This window comes from Massilia sp. Root351 (genome assembly GCF_001425045.1).
Taxonomy (GTDB): domain Bacteria; phylum Pseudomonadota; class Gammaproteobacteria; order Burkholderiales; family Burkholderiaceae_D; genus Rugamonas.
The window spans coordinates 68,552-90,503 of sequence record NZ_LMDJ01000035.1; the positions used below are offsets into that span (position 1 = coordinate 68,552).

24 protein-coding genes and 1 tRNA gene are annotated in these 21,952 nt (G+C 66.2%); 11 read left to right on the top strand and 14 right to left on the bottom strand.

What is annotated here, in order from left to right; translation table 11 throughout:
- Positions 1-57: 57 nt before the first annotated feature.
- The 5 genes from ASD15_RS28670 to ASD15_RS28690 all read left to right on the top strand — a co-directional run bounded on the left by ASD15_RS28670 (position 58) and on the right by ASD15_RS28690 (position 5,497).
- Positions 58-501: an SH3 domain-containing protein gene (locus tag ASD15_RS28670; protein WP_057158434.1), complete on the top strand. Its 444-nt coding sequence runs from the start codon at positions 58-60 to the stop codon at positions 499-501.
- A gap of 10 nt (positions 502-511) precedes the next feature.
- Positions 512-1,540, top strand: a complete 1,029-nt coding sequence (locus tag ASD15_RS28675) for an NAD(P)H-dependent glycerol-3-phosphate dehydrogenase (RefSeq protein ID WP_057158435.1) — start codon at positions 512-514, stop codon at positions 1,538-1,540.
- Positions 1,541-1,714: 174 nt separating this feature from the next.
- Positions 1,715-2,191 carry a hypothetical protein gene (locus ASD15_RS28680; RefSeq protein WP_057158436.1) on the top strand — a complete coding sequence of 159 codons (477 nt, stop codon included), beginning with the start codon at positions 1,715-1,717 and terminating at the stop codon, positions 2,189-2,191.
- Positions 2,192-2,203: 12 nt separating this feature from the next.
- Positions 2,204-4,225 (top strand): hypothetical protein, encoded by a 2,022-nt coding sequence (locus ASD15_RS28685; RefSeq protein ID WP_057158437.1) that lies wholly within the window; start codon positions 2,204-2,206, stop codon positions 4,223-4,225.
- 9 nt (positions 4,226-4,234) lie between these two features.
- Entirely contained in the window at positions 4,235-5,497 is a 1,263-nt protein-coding gene (locus ASD15_RS28690; protein WP_057158438.1) for a hypothetical protein, read from the top strand.
- Here the strand turns inward: ASD15_RS28690 and ASD15_RS28695 are convergent.
- The 8 genes from ASD15_RS28695 to petA form a co-directional block, all read right to left on the bottom strand.
- Positions 5,481-6,035, bottom strand: coding sequence for a hypothetical protein (locus ASD15_RS28695; protein WP_157201183.1), 555 nt, complete (start codon positions 6,033-6,035; stop codon positions 5,481-5,483). The genes ASD15_RS28690 and ASD15_RS28695 overlap by 17 nt on opposite strands.
- A gap of 99 nt (positions 6,036-6,134) precedes the next feature.
- A complete protein-coding gene (locus tag ASD15_RS28700; protein ID WP_057158693.1) occupies positions 6,135-6,548 on the bottom strand; it encodes a cupin domain-containing protein in 414 nt (137 codons plus the stop codon).
- Between the two features lie 200 nt (positions 6,549-6,748).
- Positions 6,749-6,824, bottom strand: a tRNA-Thr gene (locus ASD15_RS28705).
- A 19-nt stretch (positions 6,825-6,843) separates the two neighbouring features.
- Complete coding sequence (locus tag ASD15_RS28710; protein WP_057158440.1) at positions 6,844-7,377, bottom strand: ClpXP protease specificity-enhancing factor; 534 nt, start codon at positions 7,375-7,377, stop codon at positions 6,844-6,846.
- A 2-nt stretch (positions 7,378-7,379) separates the two neighbouring features.
- A complete protein-coding gene (locus ASD15_RS28715) occupies positions 7,380-7,991 on the bottom strand; it encodes a glutathione S-transferase N-terminal domain-containing protein (RefSeq protein WP_050409980.1) in 612 nt (203 codons plus the stop codon).
- A gap of 116 nt (positions 7,992-8,107) precedes the next feature.
- Positions 8,108-8,872 carry a cytochrome c1 gene (locus tag ASD15_RS28720; protein ID WP_057158441.1) on the bottom strand — a complete coding sequence of 255 codons (765 nt, stop codon included), beginning with the start codon at positions 8,870-8,872 and terminating at the stop codon, positions 8,108-8,110.
- 31 nt (positions 8,873-8,903) lie between these two features.
- Entirely contained in the window at positions 8,904-10,316 is a 1,413-nt protein-coding gene (locus tag ASD15_RS28725) for a cytochrome bc complex cytochrome b subunit (RefSeq protein WP_057158442.1), read from the bottom strand.
- Positions 10,317-10,318: 2 nt separating this feature from the next.
- Complete coding sequence (petA, locus tag ASD15_RS28730) at positions 10,319-10,927, bottom strand: ubiquinol-cytochrome c reductase iron-sulfur subunit (protein WP_057158443.1); 609 nt, start codon at positions 10,925-10,927, stop codon at positions 10,319-10,321.
- Between the two features lie 206 nt (positions 10,928-11,133).
- Here petA and mscL point away from each other — a divergent pair, with 206 nt between their 5' ends.
- The 3 genes from mscL to ASD15_RS28745 all read left to right on the top strand — a co-directional run bounded on the left by mscL (position 11,134) and on the right by ASD15_RS28745 (position 13,505).
- Positions 11,134-11,553, top strand: coding sequence for a large conductance mechanosensitive channel protein MscL (mscL, locus tag ASD15_RS28735; RefSeq protein ID WP_057158444.1), 420 nt, complete (start codon positions 11,134-11,136; stop codon positions 11,551-11,553).
- 71 nt (positions 11,554-11,624) lie between these two features.
- Positions 11,625-12,791, top strand: a complete 1,167-nt coding sequence (locus ASD15_RS28740) for a S1C family serine protease (RefSeq protein ID WP_057158445.1) — start codon at positions 11,625-11,627, stop codon at positions 12,789-12,791.
- A gap of 21 nt (positions 12,792-12,812) precedes the next feature.
- Positions 12,813-13,505, top strand: coding sequence for a DUF2461 domain-containing protein (locus tag ASD15_RS28745; protein ID WP_057158446.1), 693 nt, complete (start codon positions 12,813-12,815; stop codon positions 13,503-13,505).
- Here ASD15_RS28745 and ASD15_RS28750 read toward each other — a convergent pair.
- The gene (locus ASD15_RS28750; protein ID WP_057158447.1) at positions 13,502-14,416 is read right to left on the bottom strand and encodes a LysR family transcriptional regulator; all 915 of its coding nucleotides are present in this window, start codon (positions 14,414-14,416) and stop codon (positions 13,502-13,504) included. The two genes, ASD15_RS28745 and ASD15_RS28750, sit on opposite strands and share 4 nt — an antisense overlap.
- 85 nt (positions 14,417-14,501) lie before the next feature.
- Between ASD15_RS28750 and ASD15_RS28755 the strand changes: the two genes are divergently transcribed.
- The 3 genes from ASD15_RS28755 to ASD15_RS28765 all read left to right on the top strand — a co-directional run bounded on the left by ASD15_RS28755 (position 14,502) and on the right by ASD15_RS28765 (position 16,771).
- Positions 14,502-15,596 (top strand): tartrate dehydrogenase, encoded by a 1,095-nt coding sequence (locus tag ASD15_RS28755; protein ID WP_057158448.1) that lies wholly within the window; start codon positions 14,502-14,504, stop codon positions 15,594-15,596.
- 167 nt (positions 15,597-15,763) lie between these two features.
- A complete protein-coding gene (locus ASD15_RS28760; RefSeq protein WP_057158449.1) occupies positions 15,764-15,970 on the top strand; it encodes a hypothetical protein in 207 nt (68 codons plus the stop codon).
- Positions 15,971-16,009: 39 nt separating this feature from the next.
- Positions 16,010-16,771 carry a GIN domain-containing protein gene (locus ASD15_RS28765; RefSeq protein WP_057158450.1) on the top strand — a complete coding sequence of 254 codons (762 nt, stop codon included), beginning with the start codon at positions 16,010-16,012 and terminating at the stop codon, positions 16,769-16,771.
- A gap of 10 nt (positions 16,772-16,781) precedes the next feature.
- On the opposite strand, the gene ASD15_RS28770 is transcribed toward ASD15_RS28765, so the two are convergent.
- Genes ASD15_RS28770 through ASD15_RS28790 form a run of 5 tightly spaced genes read right to left on the bottom strand, consistent with a single transcriptional unit; the run spans position 16,782 to position 21,910 of the window.
- Positions 16,782-17,732 carry a type II secretion system F family protein gene (locus ASD15_RS28770; RefSeq protein ID WP_057158451.1) on the bottom strand — a complete coding sequence of 317 codons (951 nt, stop codon included), beginning with the start codon at positions 17,730-17,732 and terminating at the stop codon, positions 16,782-16,784.
- On the bottom strand, positions 17,729-18,721 hold the full coding sequence (locus ASD15_RS28775) for a type II secretion system F family protein (protein ID WP_057158452.1): 993 nt from the start codon (positions 18,719-18,721) through the stop codon (positions 17,729-17,731). The genes ASD15_RS28770 and ASD15_RS28775 overlap by 4 nt, the downstream gene beginning before the upstream one ends.
- A 21-nt stretch (positions 18,722-18,742) precedes the next feature.
- Positions 18,743-20,110, bottom strand: coding sequence for a CpaF family protein (locus ASD15_RS28780; RefSeq protein ID WP_082552217.1), 1,368 nt, complete (start codon positions 20,108-20,110; stop codon positions 18,743-18,745).
- 22 nt (positions 20,111-20,132) lie between these two features.
- Positions 20,133-21,308 carry an AAA family ATPase gene (locus ASD15_RS28785; RefSeq protein WP_057158454.1) on the bottom strand — a complete coding sequence of 392 codons (1,176 nt, stop codon included), beginning with the start codon at positions 21,306-21,308 and terminating at the stop codon, positions 20,133-20,135.
- 29 nt (positions 21,309-21,337) lie between these two features.
- Positions 21,338-21,910 (bottom strand): TadE/TadG family type IV pilus assembly protein, encoded by a 573-nt coding sequence (locus ASD15_RS28790; protein ID WP_057158455.1) that lies wholly within the window; start codon positions 21,908-21,910, stop codon positions 21,338-21,340.
- Positions 21,911-21,952: the final 42 nt, after the last annotated feature.

Here is a 21,952-nt window from a genome sequence, read left to right on the forward strand (position 1 = left end):
AAGGCCGGCAGCGGCCTTTGCGTTTTTCCACTCCCGAATTCTGATCAGAGGCCCGGTATGACACTCTTCCGATGGATCGCAGGCGCAGCACTGCTGCTGGCCGCTACGGCCGGGCACGCGCTCGACTTCAAATCGGTGGGCGCGGCCCCGGCCATCCTGTACGACGCCCCCTCCACCAAAGGCGGCAAGCTGTTCGTGGCGCCGCGCGGCATGCCGCTGGAAGTGGTGCTGAGCTACGGCGAATGGGTCAAGGTGCGCGACGCCAACGGCGACCTGGCCTGGACCGAAGCGAAAAGCCTGAGCCCCAAGCGCACCCTGGTGGTGCGCGCGGCCAACACCAAGGTGCGCGCCGCCGCCGACGACAATGCCGCCACGGTGTTCCTGGCCGACAAGGGCGTGCTGCTGGAACTGGCCGAATCGGCCGGCAACGGCTGGATCAAGGTGCGCCACCGCGACGGCCTGAGCGGCTACGTAAAGAGCAGCGACATCTGGGGCATTTAAGCACACCGCCATGCATAACCATCAACCTGCCGCCGGCGCGCGCCGGATCAGCGTGCTCGGCGCCGGCGCCTGGGGCACCGCCGTGGCCATGGCGCTGGCCGCACGCCACGACGTCTTGTTGTGGGGCCGCAACAGTTCTGCCATGCAGGAAATGGCGGCCGCGCGCGACAATCTCCACTATCTGCCTGGCCATCCCTTCCCGCCCGGCTTGCGCGTCGGCGCCGATTTCGACGCCGCGCTGGCCCACGGCAGCGACCTGCTGATCGCGGCCTGCCCGGTGGCCGGCCTGCGCCCGCTGCTGGAACAGCTGAAGGGGCGCGCCCTCCCCAACCTGGTCTGGCTATGCAAAGGCTTTGAGTACGGCAGCGGCCTGCTGCCGCACCAGATCATGCGCGAGGTGCTGGGCGACAGCGTGCCCGGCGGTGCGCTGTCCGGCCCCTCGTTCGCGCAGGAAGTGGCGCGCGGCCTGCCGTGCGCGCTGACCATCGCCTCCACGTCCGCGCCGCTGCGCGACCGCGTGGTGGCGGCCATGCACGGCGGCAATATCCGGGTCTACAGCAGCGCCGACCTGGTGGGCGTGGAAGTGGGCGGCGCGGTCAAGAACGTGCTGGCCATCGCCACCGGCGTGGCCGACGGCCTGGGCCTGGGCCTGAACGCGCGCGCCGCCCTGATCACGCGCGGCCTGGCTGAAATCACCCGCCTGGGCACCGCGCTGGGCGGCCAGGTGGAAACCTTCATGGGCCTGACCGGAATGGGCGACCTCATCCTCACCTGCACCGGCGACCTGTCGCGCAATCGCCGCGTCGGCCTCGGACTGGCGCAGGGCAAGGCGCTGGACCTCATCGTCAACGAGCTCGGCCATGTGGCCGAAGGCGTGCCGTGCGCCAAGGCCGTGCGCGAACTGGCCGCCCGCCTCGGCGTGGACATGCCGATCACCAACGCGGTGGCCGGCGTGCTGTTCGACGGCGACCAGCCGCAGGCCCTGGTGGCGCAGTTGCTGGCGCGCGATCCGCGCGGCGAAAATGGCTTGCTTATATGAAACTGCTAGTATTCAAAAGTTAAATAATGTTCCGTCAATTGTCATTTTGCCGAACAAAATAAATGCGGCGCACATTTGAAACCGACGCGAATTTGCCTCAATTTTGTGCGAAACTAGTTGTCATGCAGGGCGGCAACGTCCCACTCTTCCCTTATTTTCAGAAGATCATTGGCAATGAAATATTCTCTTGAGTCCAGCGGACCATCCAGCGACAACAACCCGGCAAAACAGCGCCGCCGCTTCATCCAGCTGATGTCGGCCAGCGCCGCCACCATGGCGCTGCAGGCGTGCGGCGGCGGTGGCAGTGCCGAAGCCGGCACCAGCCTGGCCGGCCCCGCGCCGGCAGGCGAACCGGCCACGCCGCCGAGCACTGCCTCGGGCGCCAGCGGCCCGTCGGCCCTGGTCCCGGCCAGCGCGCCGCCGGTCTGGACCATTGTGCCCACGCTGACCTTCACGCAGGGCGTGGCCAGCACCATCTCCATCAGCAAATACGTCAAGAGTTCCAGCGGCGGGCCGCTGGCCATCGCCCTGAACGGCATCGCGCTGCCGCCCGGCGTGACCTACAACGCCCGCACCCTGTCTTTTGTCTACGACGGCATCGGCGCGGTGGGCAGCACCGACGGCCACGTGCTGACCGCCAGCGACATCTGACGGTCCGACGCTATGGCACAGTCCTCTTCCAACCCCTTCATCATCCAGGTGCAGGCGCCGGCGGCATCGTTCGCCACCTTCACGCTGACTTCGGCGACCGGCGGCGCCAACCTGCCGTTCACGTTGGGCCAGGCCTTTCGCCAGGGCCAGGTGCCTGCCGGCAAATTTGTCGGCAGCAGCCTGCCCGGCCTGCAAGTGACGGCCAAGAACCACTGGCCGGACGGTTCGCTGAAATTCGCCACGCTGTCCGGGCGCGCCACGCTGGCGGCCAACGCCGCGCAAAGCTACACGCTGAACGCCACCGGCACGGCCAACACCGGCGCCGCGCTGACCACCGCAGCGCTGCGCGCCACCAACCTGAGCGCCGCCGTGGGCGCCGGCAGCTATGGCACGGCCAGCTGGTCGGGCGCCGACTGGGACGCCCCGTTCATGGCGTGGGTGGCCGGTCCGGCCATGAGTTCCTGGATCTACCGCAAGCCCATCGGCAGCGACGCCCACCTGGTGGCGTGGCTGGAGGTGCGCCTGTATGCGGGCGGCGCCGTCGAGGTGCTGCCGTGGGTCGAAAACGGCTATCTGAAAGTGGCCGGCCCCACCAGCAAGAGCGCCACCTATACCTTCACGCTGGGCGGCACGCAGCGCTTCAGCGCGGCCATCGACCTGCCGCACCATTGCCGCACCGTGCTGCTGCAGGGCACGGCGCACAGCTACTGGCTGGGAACCGATCCGCGCGTGGCGCCCAGCCACGACAAGGCCTATTTGCAGGCGTCGCGCCTGGTGCCCAACTACCGCGCCGCGGTGCCCTCCACCGCAGCGGCTTGGTCGACCCTGGCCAGCAGCTATACGCCCCTGCAGCAAAGCAACTACGCCGGCGCCATGGGCCAGACCGGCTACCATCCCGGCATCGGCCTGCTGCCGGAGTGGGACGTGCTCTACCTGGCCAGCAACGATGCGCGCGGCCTGCCAGGCGTGCTCATCAATGCGTACAGCGCCGGGCGCTACCCGATTCACTACCGCGACGAGAGCAGCAACCGTCCGGCGCGCTTCTCCAGCCACCCCAATCTGGTATTGGGCGGCAATAGCGGCGTGGCCGGCACCGGCAGCTCCAGCACCGGCAGCTTCACGCCGGCGGCCACCGGCACCGCGCCGCCGATCTGGGACTCGCCGCACCACCCTTCCGTGGGCTACACCGCCTACCTGCTGACGGGACGCTACTACTTCATGGAGGAGGTGCAATTCGCCGCCACCGTGCACTACCTGAAGAACACCGACAACTACCGCCTGTTCGCCGGCGGCGTGTTCCAGTCCGCTTCCGGCGCCAATACGGTGCGCGGCGCGGCCTGGTCGCTGCGCACACTGGCGCAGGCGCTGTGCGTGACGCCCGACAGCGACACGCAGCTGCGCAACGAGTTCGCCGCCTCGCTGGCGGCCAATGTGGACTGGTACCACGGCATCTACGTGGCCAAGCCGAACAGCCCGCAGGGCATGGTGGCGCCGTACGCCAACTATGCCGACGGCAGCGGCAAATACATGGAGGCGGCCTGGCAGCAGGACTTCTTCACCGCCGCGCTGGGCTACGCGATCGACCTCGCGCCGCCGCTGCCTGCCGCCTCGGCCACGCGCCTGGGTGCGCTGTTCGCGTGGAAGGCCAAGAGCATCATCGGCCGCCTGGGCGGCACCGGCGACGACGAATACCTGTACTGCGACGCGGCCGTCTACACGGTCGCGGTGGCTCCGGCCAACCGGGCCGATTTCAACGGCGGCACCGGGCCCTGGTATGCCAGCTGGGGCGACGCGTACGCCGCCACGGTGGGCAAGCGCAATCCCGGCGTGGGCGGACCGCTGCGCGGCGCCTACTTCCCCGACCCCACCAGCTACTGGGGCAACCTGCAGCCGGCCATCGCCTACGCGGTACAGCACGGCGTACAGGGCGCGCAAGCGGCCTATGCGCGCATGACCGGCGCCAGCAACTGGAACCAGATCGTCTCCGGCTGGAATAGCCAGCCTGTGTGGGGCGTGGCGCCGCGCGCCAATTGAGGAATCACTATGTCACAAGCTTCGTCCAACATTTTTTCCGTCAGCGTGAAGGCGGCCAACACGCCGCAGCCGGTGCGCCCGGCCTGGATGCCGCCGGCCGGCTACTTCGCCGACATCCCGATGCGCAACACGCCGAACGACGTGGTGCCGCCGATTTACACGCGCGACAACTACCTGATGAACAACCCCTTCGTGCAGTGGGGCGGCAGCGCCATCCTGCGCGATTACAGCGAACTGGGCGCGCAAGTGTTTTATTCGGCAGGCCACGAATCGGCAGGCGGCTTGCCCAACTTCCAGTTTTCGCTGATCTGCGATTTTTCCAGCCTGACCTGGCGCACCGCCAACATCCCGCTGCGTAGCAACAACAGCAACACCTTCGTCAACGGCTACGCCCCGGACGGCACCCCCTACTGCCCGCACAGCTACCTGGGACTGCAGGAAATGCCGAAAGCCTGGGGCGGCGCTGCGCAAGGCACGCTGGTGGCGTTCTTCTGGGCCGGCTCGGTCTGGCCCAACCGCATCCGCCTGCTGGACGTATCGCGCACCAGCCTGGGCTACAGCACCATGAGCACGCGCCAGCCGCAGAACGCCGACCCGACCATGATACGGTTCTCGCCCACCTCCACCGGGGGCAATTATCCGATCACGGTGCAGGACGAGCAGCGCCAGGGCTGGTGGGCGGCCGTGGCCGGTCCGGTCAGCTACACTCTGTTCGTCAGCAAGACTGGCGAGATCACGCAATACCCGGCCTTGGGCGGCAACCTGATCAACGCCTCGATGGTGCTGTGCCCGTCGCTGAACCTGCTGATCGCCATCGACGGCGGCTACGCCAGCGGTCCCAACGCCAGCGCCAGCTACCGCACGCTGCACATCCGCAATCTGGCCAACGGCCAGGTCAGCCAGAACCGCACCAGCGGCACCGTGCCGTCGGTAACCCTGGGCTACGACGGCGCGACCAGCCCCAACTTCCACCGCATGGACATCATGGGCCTGCAGTGGGTGGAGGAGCTGGGCTGCATCGTCGGGCTGGACCAGGTCGACCAGCCGCCAACGCTGGTCAAGCTGACTCCGCCCGCCAGCAATCCCGCCACCAATCCCTGGACCTGGAGCAAGACCGTGCTGCAGCACTGGCCGTCGGACACCAACGGCCAGGCAACGATACAAAAAGCGGAGTACGGCTATTGGTCCAAGTTCCGCTGGGTTCCGTCGCTGCAGGCATTCGTTGTGTGCGGCAGCAGTTCGCGCAAGCCGCAGGTCATCCGCCTAACTTGAGCCCCGGCAGGAAGGCTATGCTGGTCAGCAGCACCGCCAGCACCGCCAGGGAAAGCCAGCGCAGGCGTTGCCACAGGGCGCGGCGCGGCCGCAGGTAGCCCTGCAGCGCCGCCTCGTGCTGCGCCAGCAGGCTGCCGATGCTGTGCCAGCCGTGCAGCGACACGCGCGACAGGCCGGCTTTGGTGCGCTGCTCGGTCAGGTCCTCGGCCCGGTCCTGCAGCGCGACGGTGTCGGGGGTGGTGGTCAGGATGATGAGCTCGTGCACCGGGTGCGGGAAACCGTCGATCTCGCGCACCGCAGCATCCAGGTTGGCGATGCTGAGCGACTTGCCGAAGCTGCGGCTGCGGCCTTTGCACTGCAGCAGCAGCACCTTGCCGTCAGGCAGCTTGGCCCAGGCGTCGGCGCCGTGCTCCCTGCGGTCCAACGGCCCCCAGCGCTCGAACTGCACGCCATGGACCGCCGACATCAGGCCACGGCCCAGGCGGTCAAAGTCCTGCCAGCTGGCAGGTTTCGGAAATTCAGCTGCCCTGCGTCCCATGCTCATCCCTCGATAACGATGTAATTTTTATCATATAAAAATGACATCTTTCTGGGGGAAAGTCAAGTATTGGCTGGGTCAGGCTGGCAGCAGCGTCGCTTATTTGGCAAAGCTCGCCAGCGGCTTGCCCTTCTGCACCAGATAGGTCGCCAGTTCTGCCGCGTTGCCGGTGCCGACGTTCTTGGCCACGTGCATGGCGCCGGCCGGGATGAAGACCGCGTCGCCTACTTTCAGCGTAACCGGCGGGCGGCCGTCGATCCGGTATTCCAGCGTGCCTTCAAGCACGAAGGCGATTTCCTCGCCCGGGTGGGCGTGCTTGGGCGACTCGCTGCCTTCTTCGAAGTCGACGCGCACCTGCAGCACTTCGCGGCCTGGCACGCTGAAGTCGCTCTTCAGGATGTCGGTGCGCTTCAGGCCCTGCATCTGCATCGGCATCTGCGCGTGTGCCGCCTGGGCCAGCAGGGCGCTGCCGGCGATCACTACTGCTGCCATCATGGTGGGTACGGTTTTCATCTGGACGTCCTTTTCTGCGTTGACCGGATCGGATATCGATTCCGTACCGCCATTAGACCGGCGGCGCGTATCGGCCATGTGTCGTGACAAGGCTGCGGAGAAGTCGCCATGTATCCGGCGCGGACTTGATACACGGGGATACAAGAAGATGTTCTGGAAATGCAAAAAGCCCAGCCATATAGGCTGGGCTTTTCCGTATCTGGTGCCGACTGCCGGTTTCGAACTGGCCACCTGATGATTACAAATCAACTGCTCTACCAAATGAGCTAAGTCGGCGTTGCGCGAAGATTATACGCTATTTGATACGCGTGAGGGTGGGGCGTCCGCCGCCTTTTTTGGGCGGCTCGCCGCCGCCGTCCGGGCCATCCGGACCGCCCTGCTCGTCCTCGCCGTCGCTGCCGGCCGGGCGCGCTTGCGGCGCCGGGGTCGGCACCGGGGCCAGGGTGGGCGTGCTGGACACCGGCGCCAGCGGAGCCGGGGCCGGCGCCGAGGCGACCGGCGCGTCGTCGTAGCCGCCCAGTTGCGGCTCGAACGCCATGCCCTGCCCGTTTTCGTTGGCGTAGATGGCCATCACGTTGTTGACCGGCACGTAGATCTCGCGCGACACGCCGCCAAAGCGGGCGTGGAAGCGGATGCTGTCATTGTCCATCTTCAGCCCGGAAGTGGCGCCGAAGCTGATGTTGAGCACGATCTCGCCCTTCTTGACGTATTCCATCGGCACCGTGGTGGCGGCGTCGACTTTCACGGCCAGGTAGGGCGTGTAGCCGCTGTCGGTGCACCATTCGTAAATGGCGCGCAGCATGTAGGGCTTGGTGGAAATCTCGGACATGATCAGCGGCGCATGACCTTCTCGGACGGCGTCAGCGCTTCGATGTAGGCCGGACGCGAGAAGATGCGCTCGGCGTATTTCATCAGCGGCGCGGCGGTCTTCGACAGCTCGATGCCGTAATGGTCCAGGCGCCACAGCAGCGGGGCCACGGCCACGTCCAGCATGGAGAACTCGTCGCCCAGCATGTACTTGTTCTTCAGGAACAGCGGCGCCAGCGTGGTCAGGCGGTCGCGGATTTCCGCGCGCGCCTTGTCGTGGCTCTTGTCGTTGGCCTTGGCGCGCTCGCTTTCCAGCGTGTGCACGTGCACGAACAGTTCTTTTTCGAAGTTGAACAGCATCAGGCGCGCACGGGCGCGCATCAGCGGGTCGGCCGGCATCAGCTGCGGGTGCGGGAAGCGCTCGTCGATGTACTCGTTGATGATGTTCGATTCGTACAGGATCAGTTCGCGCTCGACCAGGATGGGCACCTGGCCGTACGGGTTCATGGTGGAAATGTCTTCCGGCTTGTTGAACAGGTCGACGTCGCGCACTTCAAAGTCCATGCCTTTTTCAAACAGGACCAGGCGGCAGCGTTGCGAGAATGGGCAGGTTGTACCCGAATAGAGAACCATCATTTTTGTAGTTCCTTAGAAACAAAATGGGATGCAGCCGCGAACGGCTCACCCCAGAACGCGCCCGCCACGCGGGCGACGCACAAAACAACATGGCCGGCCTAGGCCGGCATGCTCACTTATTTGACCTCTTTCCAGTACGATGCGTTCAGACGCCAGGCCAGCAGCGCGAAGCAGGTCAGGAACAGCAGCACCCACACGCCAAGGCGCTTGCGGGTCTGCGCGGCAGGTTCGGCCATCCACTCCATGTAGCCGACCAGGTCCGCCACATTGGTGTCGAACTCCAGCTTGCTCATGGTGCCCGGCTTGACCTGCTCGAAGCCGACGAATTTATGCACGCTCTTGCTTGGATCGTGCGGATCTTTCTCTTCGGCAAACTTGGCCACTTGCACGCCTTGCAGTTCATGCAACACGTGCGGCATGGCCACGTTCGCCACCATCAGGTTGTTCCAGCCGTTCGGGCGGGTGTCATCCTTGTAGAAGGTGCGCAGATAGGTGTACAGATAGTCGCCGCCGGTGCCGCCGGGGCCCGACTTGGCGCGCGAAATCACCGACAAGTCCGGCGGCACCACGCCGAACCAGGCTTTGGCGTCCTTGGCCGGCATGGCCGTGGTCATCATTTCGCCCACTTTTTCGCCGGTAAACAACAGGTTGTTCTTGATCTGCTCTTCCGTCAGGCCCAGGTCCTTGAGGCGGTTAAAACGCATCGAAGACGCATTATGGCAGTTCAGGCAGTAGTTCACAAACAACTTGGCGCCATTTTGCAGCGCGGCCATGTTGGTGGAGCGGTCCGGCGCCTTGTCCAGCGGGTGGCTGCTTTCGCTTGCCAGGGCCAGGCCTGGCAGCAGCGCCAGGATCGCAAGCAGTTTCTTTGCAAAATTCATATTCTTGTCCTTTTGAGCTGTGGTCGGCGGATCAGTGCGGATGGAAAGTCACGCGGGATGGCACAGGTTTGAACTGGCCCATCGCGCTCCACCACGGCATCAGCAGGAAGAAGAAGAAGTAATACAGCGTGCACACTTGCGACACGATGGTGCCGATGGTGCTTGGCGCCTGGGTGCCCAGGTAACCCAGCGTCAGGAACGACAGGCCGAACACGGCGTACACATATTTGTGCCAGTCCGGGCGGTAGCGGATCGACTTCACCGGCGAATGGTCCAGCCACGGCAGGAAGGCCAGGATCACGACGGAACCGCCGAAGAACACCACGCCCCAGAATTTCGCGTCCAGCACCGACGGCAGCATGCCGACGATGGCCACCAGCGCCACCACGGCGATGGCCGCCTTGGTGGTGAAGGCCAGGCGCGATTTCAGCCACAGGAAGGCCACGTAGGCAGCCACGGCCACCATCAGTACCCACATGAAGTCGGCGGTGGTGGCGCGCAGCACCGAGTAGAACGGCGTGAAGTACCAGGTTGGCGCGATGTGCAGCGGGGTCTTCAGCGAATCGCCCGGCAGGAAGTTGTTGTATTCCAGGAAGTAGCCGCCCATTTCAGGCGCGAAGAACACCACGGTGCTGAAGATCAGCAGGAACACCGACACGCCGAACAGGTCGTGCACGGTGTAGTACGGGTGCGACGGGATCGAGTCGACCGGATGGCCGTCCGGGCCCAGGTTCTCTTTGACTTCGATGCCGTCCGGATTGGACGAGCCGACTTCGTGCAGTGCGATCAGGTGGGCGGCAACCAGGCCCAGCAGCACCAGCGGGATGGCGATCACGTGGAAGGCGAAGAAGCGGTTCAGGGTGGCGTCGGACACCACGTAGTCGCCGCGGATCCACAGCGACAGGTCGGGGCCGATCAGCGGGATGGCGCCGAACAGGTTGACGATCACCTGGGCGCCCCAGTACGACATCTGGCCCCATGGCAGCAGGTAGCCGAAGAACGCTTCGGCCATCAGGCACAGGAAGATGGCGAAGCCGAACAGCCAGATCAGTTCACGTGGCTTGCGGTAGGAACCGTACAGCAGGCCGCGCGTCATGTGCAGGTAGACGATGATGAAGAAGGCCGAGGCGCCGGTCGAGTGCATATAGCGCACCAGCCAGCCCCACGGCACTTCGCGCATGATGTATTCCACCGAGCCGAAGGCCAGGTTGGCGTCCGGCTTGTAGTGCATGGTCAGGAAGATGCCGGTGACGATCTGCAGCACCAGCACCAGCATGGCCAGCGAGCCGAAGATGTACCAGAAATTGAAGTTTTTCGGGGCGTAGTACTTGCCCCACTGGTCGTTCCACAGCTTGGTCAGCGGGAAGCGGTCGTCGACCCAGCCCAGCGCTTTTTGCGCCACCGGGGCATTGGCGGGGAGTTTCGTCTCTTTAAAAGCAGCCATGTTTATGCCTCGCCTTTCTCGTCTTTGCCGATCACCAGCTTGGTGTCGCCCAGATACATATGACGCGGAACCTGCAGGTTGTCCGGCGCAGGCTTGTTCTTGTAGACGCGGCCGGCCATGTCAAAGGTGGAGCCGTGGCATGGGCACAGGAAGCCGCCTTCCCAGTCGTCCGGCAGCGACGGCTGCGGTCCCGGGGTGAATTTCGACGATGGCGAGCAGCCGAGGTGGGTGCAGATGCCCACCGCGACCAGGATTTCAGGTTTGATGGAGCGGTTCTGGTTGCGGCAGTATTCCGGGGTGTACTCGTCCGGGTTGCGCTTGGAGTCGGCGTCGGCCACCTTGCCTTCGGTCTTTTTCAGCGAGGCAACCATTTCCGGCGTGCGCTTGAGGATCCAGACCGGCTTGCCGCGCCATTCGACAGTGCGCATTTCGCCCGGCTGCAGCGTGGAGATATCGACTTCGACAGGTGCGCCGGCCGCTTTCGCTCGCTCGGACGGCTGGAAGGTGCTTACCAGGACACCGGCGGTGGACAGTCCAACTACGCCACCTGCCGCGCATGTTGCGGCGATCAAGCCACGACGGCCAGAATCGACCTGCTTATCGTTACTCATACCAAACCCCAATCATCAAATTGCGAAATAGTTATTATGCGTTAACCAAGCTTCCAGCAACCTTAGATTATAGGTGAAGCCAAAACCGTTTTAAAGCGAAACGTTGCATTTGTCTAAATTCTGCCCCATCCCGATCGTCGCAGACTATCGCCCAGTTGCTAAAAAACACGCTATGATCGGCTATACAACATAGCAAGGAGGTCACAATGGGCATGATGCAAGAGTTCAAAGAATTTGCCATGAAGGGCAACGTGGTCGACCTGGCGGTCGGCGTGATCGTCGGCGCGGCCTTCAGCAAGATCGTCGATTCGCTGGTGCAGGACATCATCATGCCGCCGATCGGCAGGCTGATCGGCGGCCTGGATTTCGCCAACTATTACCTGCCACTGAACGGCCAGGCCGCCAATCTGAGCCTGGTGGAAGCGAAGAAGCTGGGCGCGGTACTGGCGTACGGCAACTTCCTGACCATCCTGTTAAACTTCATCATCCTCGCGTTCATCATCTTCCAGATGGTGCGCATGCTGCAGAAGGCCCGCAAAGCCGAGCCTGCTCCGACGGAGACGCCGGCGCCGACCGCCGAGGACATCCTGCTGCTGCGTGAAATCCGCGACGCACTGAAAAAATAAGCCTGGCGGCACGCGCAGCGCCCGGCGGCAAAGTTAGGACGCCAAGCTGGGCGCCCGGTTAGGACGGCATCATGCGACGACTATGGTTATTGTTTGCACAAGCGGTGACCGTGGTCCTGGCGCTGTACTTCGTCTACAGCGCCATGCGGCCGGACTGGCAAGGCTTGCCGGGCGTGCCCGGGCTGGGCGCCGCGCCGTCCACGCCGGCGGGCGCGGCCCGCAGCGCCCTGCTGGGCGGCCATGCGCCCCCCTCGCCGGGCTCGTACCGGGCGGCGGCGGCGCAAGCCATGCCGGCCGTGGTCAACGTGCTCACCACCAAGGCGCCGCGCCGCAAGCATCCGCTCACGCGCGATCCCTTCTTCAAGAAATTCTTCGGCGACCGCGACCGTGACGGCGACGAGGACGACCAGTCCAGCCTCGGCTCGGGCGTGATCGTCAGCCCGCAAGGCTACATCCTGACCAACAACCACGTGGTCGACGCCGCCGACGAGATCCAGGTGGTGCTGGCCGACGGCCGCAAGGCCGCCGCCAGGGTGGTGGGCACCGACCCCGAAACCGACCTGGCCGTGATCAAGGTGGACCTGGACAAGCTGCCGGTGATCGTGCTGGGCCACGCCGAGCAGGCCAAGGTGGGCGACGTGGTATTGGCCATCGGCAACCCCTTCGGCGTGGGACAGACCGTCACCATGGGCATCATTTCCGCGCTGGGCCGCAATAATTTACATATCAACAACTTCGAAAACTTTATCCAGACCGACGCCGCCATCAACTTCGGCAACTCGGGCGGCGCGCTGATCGACACCAGTGGCAACCTGCTGGGCATCAACTCGGCCATCTACTCGCAGACCGGCGGCTCGGTGGGCATCGGCTTCGCCATTCCCGTGTCCACCGCCAAGACCGTGATGGAATCGATCATCAGCTCGGGCCACGTGGTGCGCGGCTGGATCGGCGTGGAATCGCAGGAAATCACGCCCGAGCTGGCCGAGAGCTTCGGCCTCAAGGTGCAAAGCGGCGCCATCATCGCCGGCGTGGTGCGCAACGGCCCGGCCGACAAGGGCGGCATGAAGCCGGGCGACATCCTGCTGCAGGTCGAGGGCAAGGCGGTCAACGACACCAACGACATGCTCAATCTGATCGCCCAACTGCCGCCGGGGGAAAAAGCTACAATGCGGGTGCTGCGCAAGAGCCGCGAGACGGACCTTGCCATTACCGTGGGCAAGCGCCCGATTTCACGATAAAACACCCGCCCCCGATCCGACATGCACCTGCGCGACCTGAAGAACTACCTCACCGAACTGGCCGACAACAACAACCGCCCCTGGTTCATCATGAACAAGCCGCGCTACGACATCCTGCGCGAAGAATTCCTGGAACTGGTCACGCAAGTGATCGCCGAGCTGGGCAAATTCGACCCGGCGGTGAAGTTCTGCAATCCGAAGAAGGCCATGTTCCGCATCAACCGCGACGTGCGCTTCGCCCACGACAAGAGCCCGTACAAGACGCGCTTCTCGGCCGCCATCGCGCCCAACGACATGCGCCGCCCGTCCAAGGCCGGCGGCCCCACCTACTATTTCCAGCTGGACGGCGAAGGCCGGCTGCTGTTCGGCGCCGGCGAGTACATGCCGCCGCCGGAGCGCACCAGGGCGCTGCGCAAGCACATGGTGGAAGACGCGGCCGGCTTTTCCAAGGCCCTGAAGAACAAGGCACTGAAGGCGCGCTACGGCACCATCCAGGACGAGGGCAAGCTGCAGCGCCCGCCCAAGGGCTTCGACGCGGACCATGAACACATCGAGTTCATCAAGCTGAAGAGCTTCTTCGTGTGGACCGAGATGAAACTGGACCTGAACAAGCCGGACCTGCTGCTGCCACTGATCGCCAACGGCCTGAAGGACGCCTACCCGCTGGTGACCTGGATGCGCTCGGCCAAGGTGGAAGAAGTAGCGGAAGACTAAGCCGTCTCCCCCGCCAGCCACTGCTCGATAAACTCGACGCACACCCGCACCTTGGCCGAGGTGGACAGCCGCGACGTGTAGACCGCCCACACGTCGGCCGGCTGGGCATAGGCCGGCAGCACCCGCTGCAGCGCGCCGCGCGCCAGCGCAGGCCCCACATCCCAGATCGAACGCAAGATGATGCCGTGGCCGTCCAGCGCCCACTGGTGGACGATTTCGCCATTGCTGGCCGATAGCGGCCCGGCCACCTTCACCGACTCCATGCCGGCCGGCCCGGTCAGCAGCCAGCGGCCCGCGCTATGGTCGTGCCCCTGGTCGCGCTCGCGGACCACGATGCAGCGGTGCTGCGCCAGCTCGGCCAGGGTGGCCGGCGCGCCATGCCGGGTCAGGTAGGACGGCGCCGCGCACAGCACCCGCTGGTTGGCGGCGATGCGGCGCGACATCAGGTGCGGCTCGTGCGCCTCGCCCACCCGGATGTCCAGGTGGAAGCCTTCGCCTATCAGGTCGACCGGGCGGTCCAGCAGCTCCAGCTGGATTTCCATCGCCGGATAGCGCAGCGCCAGCGCCGAGATGGCCGGCGCCACCCGGTTGCGGCCGAAGCCGGAACTGGTGCAGAGGCGCAGCAGGCCGCTGGGCGCGCGCTGCCCGGTCGACACCGCGTCCCGCATCTGGTCCACGTCCTCCAGTATCCGCTGCGCCCACTGGTGCACCAGGGCGCCCTGCTCCGTCACCGTCACGCTGCGCGTGGTCCGGTGCAACAGCTTCACCTGCAGCGACTGCTCCAGCAGCGCGATGCGCTTGCTGACATAGGCATTGGACACGCCCAGCGCGCGCGCGGCGGCGGCAAAACCGCGTTCGCGCACCAGGGTGCAGAACAGCCGCAGGTCGGCCAGCAAAGGTTGATCATTCACGATATGTGCATGCCGCAATTACGAATCAGCCGATTATAGCGCTGGCGATTAACGCTATGCTAAAAGCTCATTCACAGGAGGACGCATGAAAACGCATCGCATCGCAGTCATCGCCGGCGACGGCATCGGCCAGGAAGTCATGCCGGAGGGCCTGCGCGCCGTCCAGGCGGCAGCGCGCAAACACGCGCTGGCGCTGGAATTCACCCGCTTCGACTGGGCCGACTGCAACTACTACGCCAGCCACGGCAAGATGATGCCGGACGACTGGTTCGCGCAGCTGAAGGATTACGACGCGATCTACTTCGGCGCCGTCGGCTGGCCGGACACGGTGCCCGACCACGTATCGCTGTGGGGCTCGCTGATCAAGTTCCGGCGCGCATTCGACCAGTATGTGAACCTGCGCCCGGTGCGCCTGATGCCCGGCGTGCCCTGCCCGCTGGCCAACAAGCAGCCGGGCGATATCGACTTCTTCGTGGTGCGCGAGAACACCGAGGGCGAGTACTCGTCGGTGGGCGGGCGCATCTTTGAAGGCACGGAGCGCGAAACGGTGCTGCAGGAAGCCGTGTTTACGCGCAAGGGCGTGGACCGCATCCTGAAGTACGCCTTCGAGCTGGCGCAGAGCCGCCCCAAGCAGCACCTGACCTCGGCCACCAAGTCGAACGGCATCGCCATCAGCATGCCATACTGGGACGAGCGCGTGAAGCGGATGGCGGACGGCTACCCGGACGTGCGCTGGGACCAGTACCACGTCGACATCCTGGCGGCCCGCTTCGTGCTCAGCCCGGAGCGATTCGACGTGGTGGTGGCGTCCAACCTGTTCGGCGACATCCTGTCCGACCTGGGCCCGGCCTGCACCGGCACCATCGGCATCGCGCCCTCCGCCAACCTGAACCCGGAGCGCGTATTCCCCTCGCTGTTCGAACCGGTGCACGGCTCGGCGCCCGACATCGCGGGCAAGAACATTGCCAACCCGGTGGCCATGATCTGGTCCGGCGCGCTGATGCTGGAGTTCCTCGGCCAGGGCCTGGCGGATGCTGCGCAGCAGGCCGCCTTCAAGAGCGCGCACGACGACATCATGCGCGCCATAGAAACCGTGCTGGTGCAGGGCCCGCGCACGCCCGACATGGGTGGCAGCGCCAGCACCACCGGCATGGGAGAGGCGATCGCCGCGCTGATCTGATGTCGGGCCGCGCCGGGCGCGCTCAGGCTCTCCTATTTGCAGTTCATGTCGCCGAATTCGCAGTTCGTCGCACTCCGGTGGAGTGGTGCGTTGGGTTTATCTATAGTTCACTCAACGCAAACGCAAACACCAACGCAGCACGAACCGAACTCACAAGGAGAAACATCATGAACATCGCTAAAAACATGGAAGCCATCTTCATCGCCGCCGTTGTCCTGGCCGGCGCCGCCAGCATCGCCACTGCCGCCGTGCCGGCAGCACCGGCCACCGTCGCCAAGGCCGTCAAGGCTGCCCCCGCCGCGACCGCCATGCCGGTGGTGACGATTACCGCAAAACGGCTGAGCGCAGCTGAAAAAGCCGCGCTCGCCAACTAAGCGCAGCACATGCCGCACACCACTCGCCCGGAGCACGCAATGAACAACTTTATCAGCGCAACGATGATGGCCGTCACCCTGTACGCGACGCACGGCGCCGTGATCGCCCAGGAACTGGCCAGCGAAAGCCGCAGCATCGATGCGCGTGCCGTGAAAGTGGTGCTGGATGGCGTCATCAGCCTGAATATCAAGCAGGGCCCGACCGCCTCGCTGGTGGTCAGCGGCGACAAGCGCTACCTGCCCAAAGTGACCGTGGTGCAAACCGGCGACACGCTGCGCATCGGCACCGAGCTGCGCGGCGTGCAAATGCACAGCAATAACCTGCACGCGGAACTGACCCTGCCCAATCTGCGCGAACTGGTGTCGGCCGGCGTGGGGTCGACCGAAGTGAGCGGCTTCTCCGGCGACGAAATGCGCCTGGCACTGGAAGGCGCGGGCGCGGTCAGCCTGACCTCGCGCTACCGCACCTTGAACGCCAAGCTGACCGGCGTAGGCAGCATGCATGTGAACGCCGGCGAGGCCGACTCGGTGGGCCTGGACCTGCGCGGCGCCGGGCAGATGGTGGTCAGCGGCCAAAGCAAAAACCTGAACGTGAAACTGGGCGGCATCGGCAGCCTGGACGCGCAGCAGCTGCGCGCCGACAGCGTGGACGTCGACCTCAGCGGCCTGGGCGGCGCCACCGTCTACGCCAGGACCAGCGCCAAGCTGCGCCTGAGCGGACTCGGTTCGGCCACCGTGTACGGCAAGCCCGCCAACCGCAGCGCCAGCGCGCGCGGCCTGGGCAGCGTGGCCTGGAACTGAGCGCGGATCTCTAGCGCGCCCCCACGGCCGGCAGCAGCACCCTGGACATTTGCAGCATGGCCGGTCCTAGCAGCACCATCATCAGCGTCGGGAAGATGCAGAAGATCAGCGGGAACAGCAGCTTGAGCGCGATCTTGGCCGCCGCTTCCTCGGCCATCATGCTGCGCTTGCTGCGCAGGTTCTCCGCATGCACCCTCAGCGACTCGCCCATGCTGGTGCCGAAACGCTCCGACTGGATCAGCATCGCCACCAGGGTGTCGACGTCCTCCACGCCGCTGCGCAGCGCCAGGTTGCGCAAGGCCTTCTCCTTGCTGAAGCCGGCCCGCATCTCCATCAGCACCAGCTGCAGCTCCTGCGCCAGCACCACGCTCTTCAGATGCACTTCGCCGGCCACCTTGGCCAGCGCGCGCTCCAGGCTCAGGCCCGCCTCCACGCACACGGTGAGCAGGTCCAGCGCGTCCGGCAGATGCTCGAAGATGTCGCGCTGGCGGCGCGCCGCCGTGCGCGCCAGCAGCGCGTTGGGCAGGTAGTAGCCCACCGCCGCAGCGCCGAGCAGGAAGTACAGCCAGCCCCCGCCCACGGCGCCGCGCTTCAGGCCGGCGGCCAGCGCCGCCAGCAGCGCCGGCAGCAGCAGCGCCAGCACGCTCTTGCCGGCGAAATAGAACGTGGGCGCGGACGCGTGGCGCCAGCCCGCCGTCATGAAGCGCGTACGCAGCGGCGAACGTTCCCAGCCTTCCTCCGGCAGCGACAGCCGCACGAATGGCTGCGCCACCTTGGCCGCCCGCTCCACCCAGCCGGACGGCGGCTCGGCCGCGCCCTCGGGCAGCGCATGCGCGGCCAGGCGCTGGCGTAGCGCGCCTGGCGCGAACAGCAGCATGGCCGCCAGCGCCACCAGCGCCACCACCACGAACACCACCAGCAGGAACAACAGGTGGCCGGACTCCAGCTGCAGGGCGCTCATAGGCGGATCCGTATCAGCTGGCGCATCCACAGCAGCCCGCCCAGCATGGCGGCCGCGCCGTACCACAGCAAGGTCACGCCGGCCGGATCGGTCCACAGCAGGCTGATGTACTTGTAGCTGGTGAGCGACATCAGCGCCATGGCCGCCAGCGGCAGCAGGCCCAGTATCCAGGCCGACATGCGGCCCTCGGCCGACAGCACGCGGATCTGCGCCAGCAGGCGCAGGCGGGCGCGCACCATGCGCGAGATATTGCCCAGCAATTCGGCCAGGTTGCCGCCCGATTCGCGCTGGATCAGCACCGCGATCACCAGGTAGCGCAAATCCGTCAGCGGAATGCGCGCGCCCAGGTTGTGCAAGGCCTCGTTCATCGGCACGCCATAGTTGATCTCCTCATAGGCGATGCGGAATTCTCTGCCGATGGGCTCGGGCATTTCATTGCCCACCATGTGCAGCACGTTGGCGAAGGAATGGCCGGCGCGCAGCGCGCGGCTGAGGAAATCGGCCACCTCCGGCAGTTGTTCCTGCAGCTTGGCCAGGCGCGCGCTGCGGGCCCGGTACAGCAGCAGCGCCGGCGCCAGCACGGCCGCCGCCAGGGACAGCAAGTGCGCCGGGCGCGGCAAGCCGGCCAGCGGCGGCAGCGCGGCGGCCGCCATCAGCAGCGCTGCCTGCACGCCCAGCAGGCGCGCCACGCTCAAGCCCAGGCCGGACTGCAGCAGCAGCCGGTCCAGCCGCGCCGCCAGCGGCAACAGCGGCGCGCGCCGCAGCAGCTGCTCCAGCCACGGCGCGCCGCTGTAGCGGCGCTGCTTGAGGATGGTGACGCGCGGCGCCATGCCGCCGTCGTCGCCGCGCGCGGCCATCAGTTCCAGCCGCCGGGCAATGCGCCGCGCGCCGCCGCCGTGAGTGCCGGACCACCACAGCCAGGCGCCCTCGATCAACAGGATCACGGCAGCGAACAGCAGCACCGCGAAGCACGTGAAGACCAGATCCATAAGCTTCTCCCGTAGCAGTCCCTATTCGTAGATCTTGTCCGGATCGAACGCGCTGTCCGGCACGGCGGCGCCGAACAGGCGCAGGCGCTCGGCGAAGCGCGGCCGCACGCCGGTGGCGCGGAACTGGCCCTGCACCCGGCCCTCGGCGTCCACCCCGGTCTGCTCGTAGCGGAAGATCTCGTGCATGGCGATCATGTCGCCTTCCATGCCGGTGATCTCCTGCAGGCTGACCAGCTTGCGCGCGCCGTCCGTCAGGCGCGACACTTGCATCACCACCGTGATGGCCGAGCAGATCTGCTGGCGCGTGGCGCGAGGCGTCAGCGTCAGTCCGGCCATGCCCACCATGTTCTCCAGCCGCGACAGGGCGTCGCGCGGGGTGTTCGAGTGGATGGTGGCCAGCGAACCCTCGTGGCCGGTGTTCATGGCCTGCAGCATGTCGACCGCCTCGGCCCCGCGCACCTCGCCCAGGATGATGCGGTCGGGACGCATGCGCAGCGCGTTGCGCACCAGCGCGCGCTGCGTCACCTCGCCCTTGCCTTCGATATTCGGCGGGCGCGTTTCCAGGCGCACCACGTGCGGCTGGCGCAGTTGCAGCTCGGCCGCGTCCTCGATGGTGACCACGCGCTCGCTGCCGGGAATGAAGCCGGACAGCACATTGAGCAAGGTGGTCTTGCCGCTGCCGGTGCCGCCCGAAATCAGGATGTTGATCTTGGCGTGGCCCAGCGCCTCCAGCACCTGCACCATGGGCGGCGTGACGCTCTTGTAGGCCAGCAGGTTGGCCACCGTCAGCGGCTGCACCGCGAAACGGCGAATCGACAGCATGGGGCCGTCGATCGCCAGCGGCGGGATGATGGCGTTCACGCGCGAGCCGTCCGGCAGGCGCGCATCCACCATCGGGCTGGACTCGTCGATGCGGCGGCCCACGCGCGAGACGATCTTCTCGATGATCTTCATCAGGTGCGCGTTGTCGTGGAAGGTGATGCCGCTCAGCTCCAGCCGCCCGGCGCGCTCCACATAGACCTTGCACCAAGTGTTGACCAGGATGTCGGACACGCCGGCGTCGGCCAGCAGCGGCTCGAGCGGGCCGAAGCCCAGCATCTCGTGCTGGATGTCGAGCACCAGGCGGTGCCGCTCCTGCTGGTTCAGCACGATGCGCTCGTCCTCGATCACGCGCTGCACCAGCAGCGCCAGCTCGTGCTTGAACTGCTCCGGCGTGAGACGCTTCAGGCGCTCCAGGTCGATGCGGTCCAGGATGGTCTGGTGCATGGTCTTGCGCAGCTCCTGGTAGGACGCGTCCGGCAGGCTGCCCATCAGCCCCGGCTGCAAGCCCATCACGTTGACGGCCCCCCTGGTTTCATCGCCACTGGCAAGGCGTTCCCGCAAACTCATGTCGCTCTCCTCGGATGGACCTTCACAATTCCGCATCGCTGCGGCCAAACAGGCGGTCGAACAGGCCCTTGCTTTCCGGGACCCGGCGCGCCGTCACCATTTCCACCAGCTCGGCCAGGCTGCGCGCCACCGGGCTGCTGCGCGACAGCTGCAGCAGCGGCACGCCCTGGTTCACCGAATCGGTGGCCGACAGGTAGTCGTTCGGCACCGTGTGCATCACCTCCGCGCCCAGCGCCTGCTCCAGGTCGGCCAGGCGCAGCTTGCCGCCACGCTCGTAGCGGTTGACGATCAGGCGGATGCGTTCGCCCGGGTAGCCGAGCGAGCGGAAAATGTCGAGCAGGCGGCGGCCGTCGCGGATGTCGGGCAGCGCCAGCTGCAGCACCGGATAGATCGCGTCGGCGCCGTCCAGCGCGCGCAGCGAGATGGCGTCGATCTGGCGCCCCACGTCCAGCACGATGTAGTCGTAGTGCTGGCGCGCCACGCGCAGGATGGCGTCCATGTGGTCGGGCTTCATGTCCGACACCTGGTGCGGATCGTCGGCCGCCGCCAGCACGCCGAAGTTGGGCGTCACGTGCACCAGGCAGGAATCGAGGAAGGCGCCGTCCATGCGGCCGATCTGGGCGCAGATGTCGGACAGCGTCATGGCCGGCTTCTGGTCCGACACGTACAGCGTGGCGTCGCCGAACTGGCCGTGCAGGTCGATCAGCAGCACTTTGCGCTCGGCCAGCACCGCCAGCGCATAGCCGAAATTGGTGGCCAGGAAAGTGGCCCCGCTGCCGCCCTTGCAGGAAATGAAGGCCAGCGCCTTGCCGTCGCGCATATGGGTGACGCCGGTCTCGATTTCGATGCGGTCCATGGCCTCGTGGAAGGCGCGGTGCACCAGCGGCAGCGGCAGCACCTCGCGCATGCCGGCGCGCATGGCGCGGATCAGCAGGTCCTGCTGCGGCTCGCGCGTGAGCATCATGTAGGAGGCGCGCGGATAGTGCTTGCCGAGGCGTTCGACCAGCTCGGCCTCCCCCGGCGCCATGTCGCTGGCGTCAAAGATCACCAGTTCGGGCGGCTCGGCCAGCACCCGCTCGACCGCGTCGCGCAATCCCTGGCGCGTGGCCACCAGCTGCACCGCCGGCATGCGCGCCGATCCCTGCGCCGCCACCTCGGCGTGCAGCAGGCTGTCCCGGCTTATCATCAAGGCTTTCATGGGTCTTCCCTCTCAAAGAGCGCGCCGTGTCAGGGAGGCGGCGGGGCAGGCGCGGCGCACAGCGCGCTGCCCGGCTGATATCCCAGCGCCTCGGCGCGCGCGGTGGTGGCCGAAGCCGGCAGCGCAAGGCCCTGCCAGTTCAGCTGCGGCAGCGGCAGCAGGGCCTGGAACGGCACCGGCTGGCAGCTGGCCGCATCGGCCGGGTCGCACACGCTGACGCGCACATGGCGGATGCAATCGCTGCCATTCGGATTGCGCAGGCAGTACAGCCGGTTCAGCGCCGGGCACGGCGCACGCGCCGCGGCGGCCACCGGCTGCAGCGCGCCGGCCGCGTCCTGCCACAAGTACTCGATGCGCAAATGGCCCGGGCCGAACGACGGCGCCATCGGCAAGGAGCCGCCGCCGGGCCGGAACAGCGCGCGCCGGCGCAGCGCCGCCATGGCCGCCGGGTCGGTGTAGTCGGCCATGGCGGCTGCGCGCGCGGCGCTGCGCGTGACTTCCTGCAGCGTGTTCCACAAATAGATCAGGCGCGCGCATTCCAGCAGGCCGTACATGAACAGCAGGAAGAGCGGCAGCGCCAGCGCCAGTTCGATCAGCAGCACGCCGGCGGCCGGACGCCGAAGAGTACGTCTGCGGCCATGTTC

Bases quoted from the DNA above. Each gene is read 5' to 3' on its own strand.
- ASD15_RS28670 (WP_057158434.1), top strand. From the start codon at position 58: ATGACACTCTTCCGATGGATCGCAGGCGCAGCACTGCTGCTGGCCGCT.
- ASD15_RS28675 (WP_057158435.1), top strand. From the start codon at position 512: ATGCATAACCATCAACCTGCCGCCGGCGCGCGCCGGATCAGCGTGCTC.
- ASD15_RS28680 (WP_057158436.1), top strand. From the start codon at position 1,715: ATGAAATATTCTCTTGAGTCCAGCGGACCATCCAGCGACAACAACCCG.
- ASD15_RS28685 (WP_057158437.1), top strand. From the start codon at position 2,204: ATGGCACAGTCCTCTTCCAACCCCTTCATCATCCAGGTGCAGGCGCCG.
- ASD15_RS28690 (WP_057158438.1), top strand. From the start codon at position 4,235: ATGTCACAAGCTTCGTCCAACATTTTTTCCGTCAGCGTGAAGGCGGCC.
- ASD15_RS28695 (WP_157201183.1), bottom strand. From the start codon at position 6,035: ATGGGACGCAGGGCAGCTGAATTTCCGAAACCTGCCAGCTGGCAGGAC.
- ASD15_RS28700 (WP_057158693.1), bottom strand. From the start codon at position 6,548: ATGAAAACCGTACCCACCATGATGGCAGCAGTAGTGATCGCCGGCAGC.
- ASD15_RS28710 (WP_057158440.1), bottom strand. From the start codon at position 7,377: ATGTCCGAGATTTCCACCAAGCCCTACATGCTGCGCGCCATTTACGAA.
- ASD15_RS28715 (WP_050409980.1), bottom strand. From the start codon at position 7,991: ATGATGGTTCTCTATTCGGGTACAACCTGCCCATTCTCGCAACGCTGC.
- ASD15_RS28720 (WP_057158441.1), bottom strand. From the start codon at position 8,872: ATGAATTTTGCAAAGAAACTGCTTGCGATCCTGGCGCTGCTGCCAGGC.
- ASD15_RS28725 (WP_057158442.1), bottom strand. From the start codon at position 10,316: ATGGCTGCTTTTAAAGAGACGAAACTCCCCGCCAATGCCCCGGTGGCG.
- petA (WP_057158443.1), bottom strand. From the start codon at position 10,927: ATGAGTAACGATAAGCAGGTCGATTCTGGCCGTCGTGGCTTGATCGCC.
- mscL (WP_057158444.1), top strand. From the start codon at position 11,134: ATGGGCATGATGCAAGAGTTCAAAGAATTTGCCATGAAGGGCAACGTG.
- ASD15_RS28740 (WP_057158445.1), top strand. From the start codon at position 11,625: ATGCGACGACTATGGTTATTGTTTGCACAAGCGGTGACCGTGGTCCTG.
- ASD15_RS28745 (WP_057158446.1), top strand. From the start codon at position 12,813: ATGCACCTGCGCGACCTGAAGAACTACCTCACCGAACTGGCCGACAAC.
- ASD15_RS28755 (WP_057158448.1), top strand. From the start codon at position 14,502: ATGAAAACGCATCGCATCGCAGTCATCGCCGGCGACGGCATCGGCCAG.
- ASD15_RS28760 (WP_057158449.1), top strand. From the start codon at position 15,764: ATGAACATCGCTAAAAACATGGAAGCCATCTTCATCGCCGCCGTTGTC.
- ASD15_RS28765 (WP_057158450.1), top strand. From the start codon at position 16,010: ATGAACAACTTTATCAGCGCAACGATGATGGCCGTCACCCTGTACGCG.
- ASD15_RS28770 (WP_057158451.1), bottom strand. From the start codon at position 17,732: ATGAGCGCCCTGCAGCTGGAGTCCGGCCACCTGTTGTTCCTGCTGGTG.
- ASD15_RS28775 (WP_057158452.1), bottom strand. From the start codon at position 18,721: ATGGATCTGGTCTTCACGTGCTTCGCGGTGCTGCTGTTCGCTGCCGTG.
- ASD15_RS28780 (WP_082552217.1), bottom strand. From the start codon at position 20,110: ATGAGTTTGCGGGAACGCCTTGCCAGTGGCGATGAAACCAGGGGGGCC.
- ASD15_RS28785 (WP_057158454.1), bottom strand. From the start codon at position 21,308: ATGAAAGCCTTGATGATAAGCCGGGACAGCCTGCTGCACGCCGAGGTG.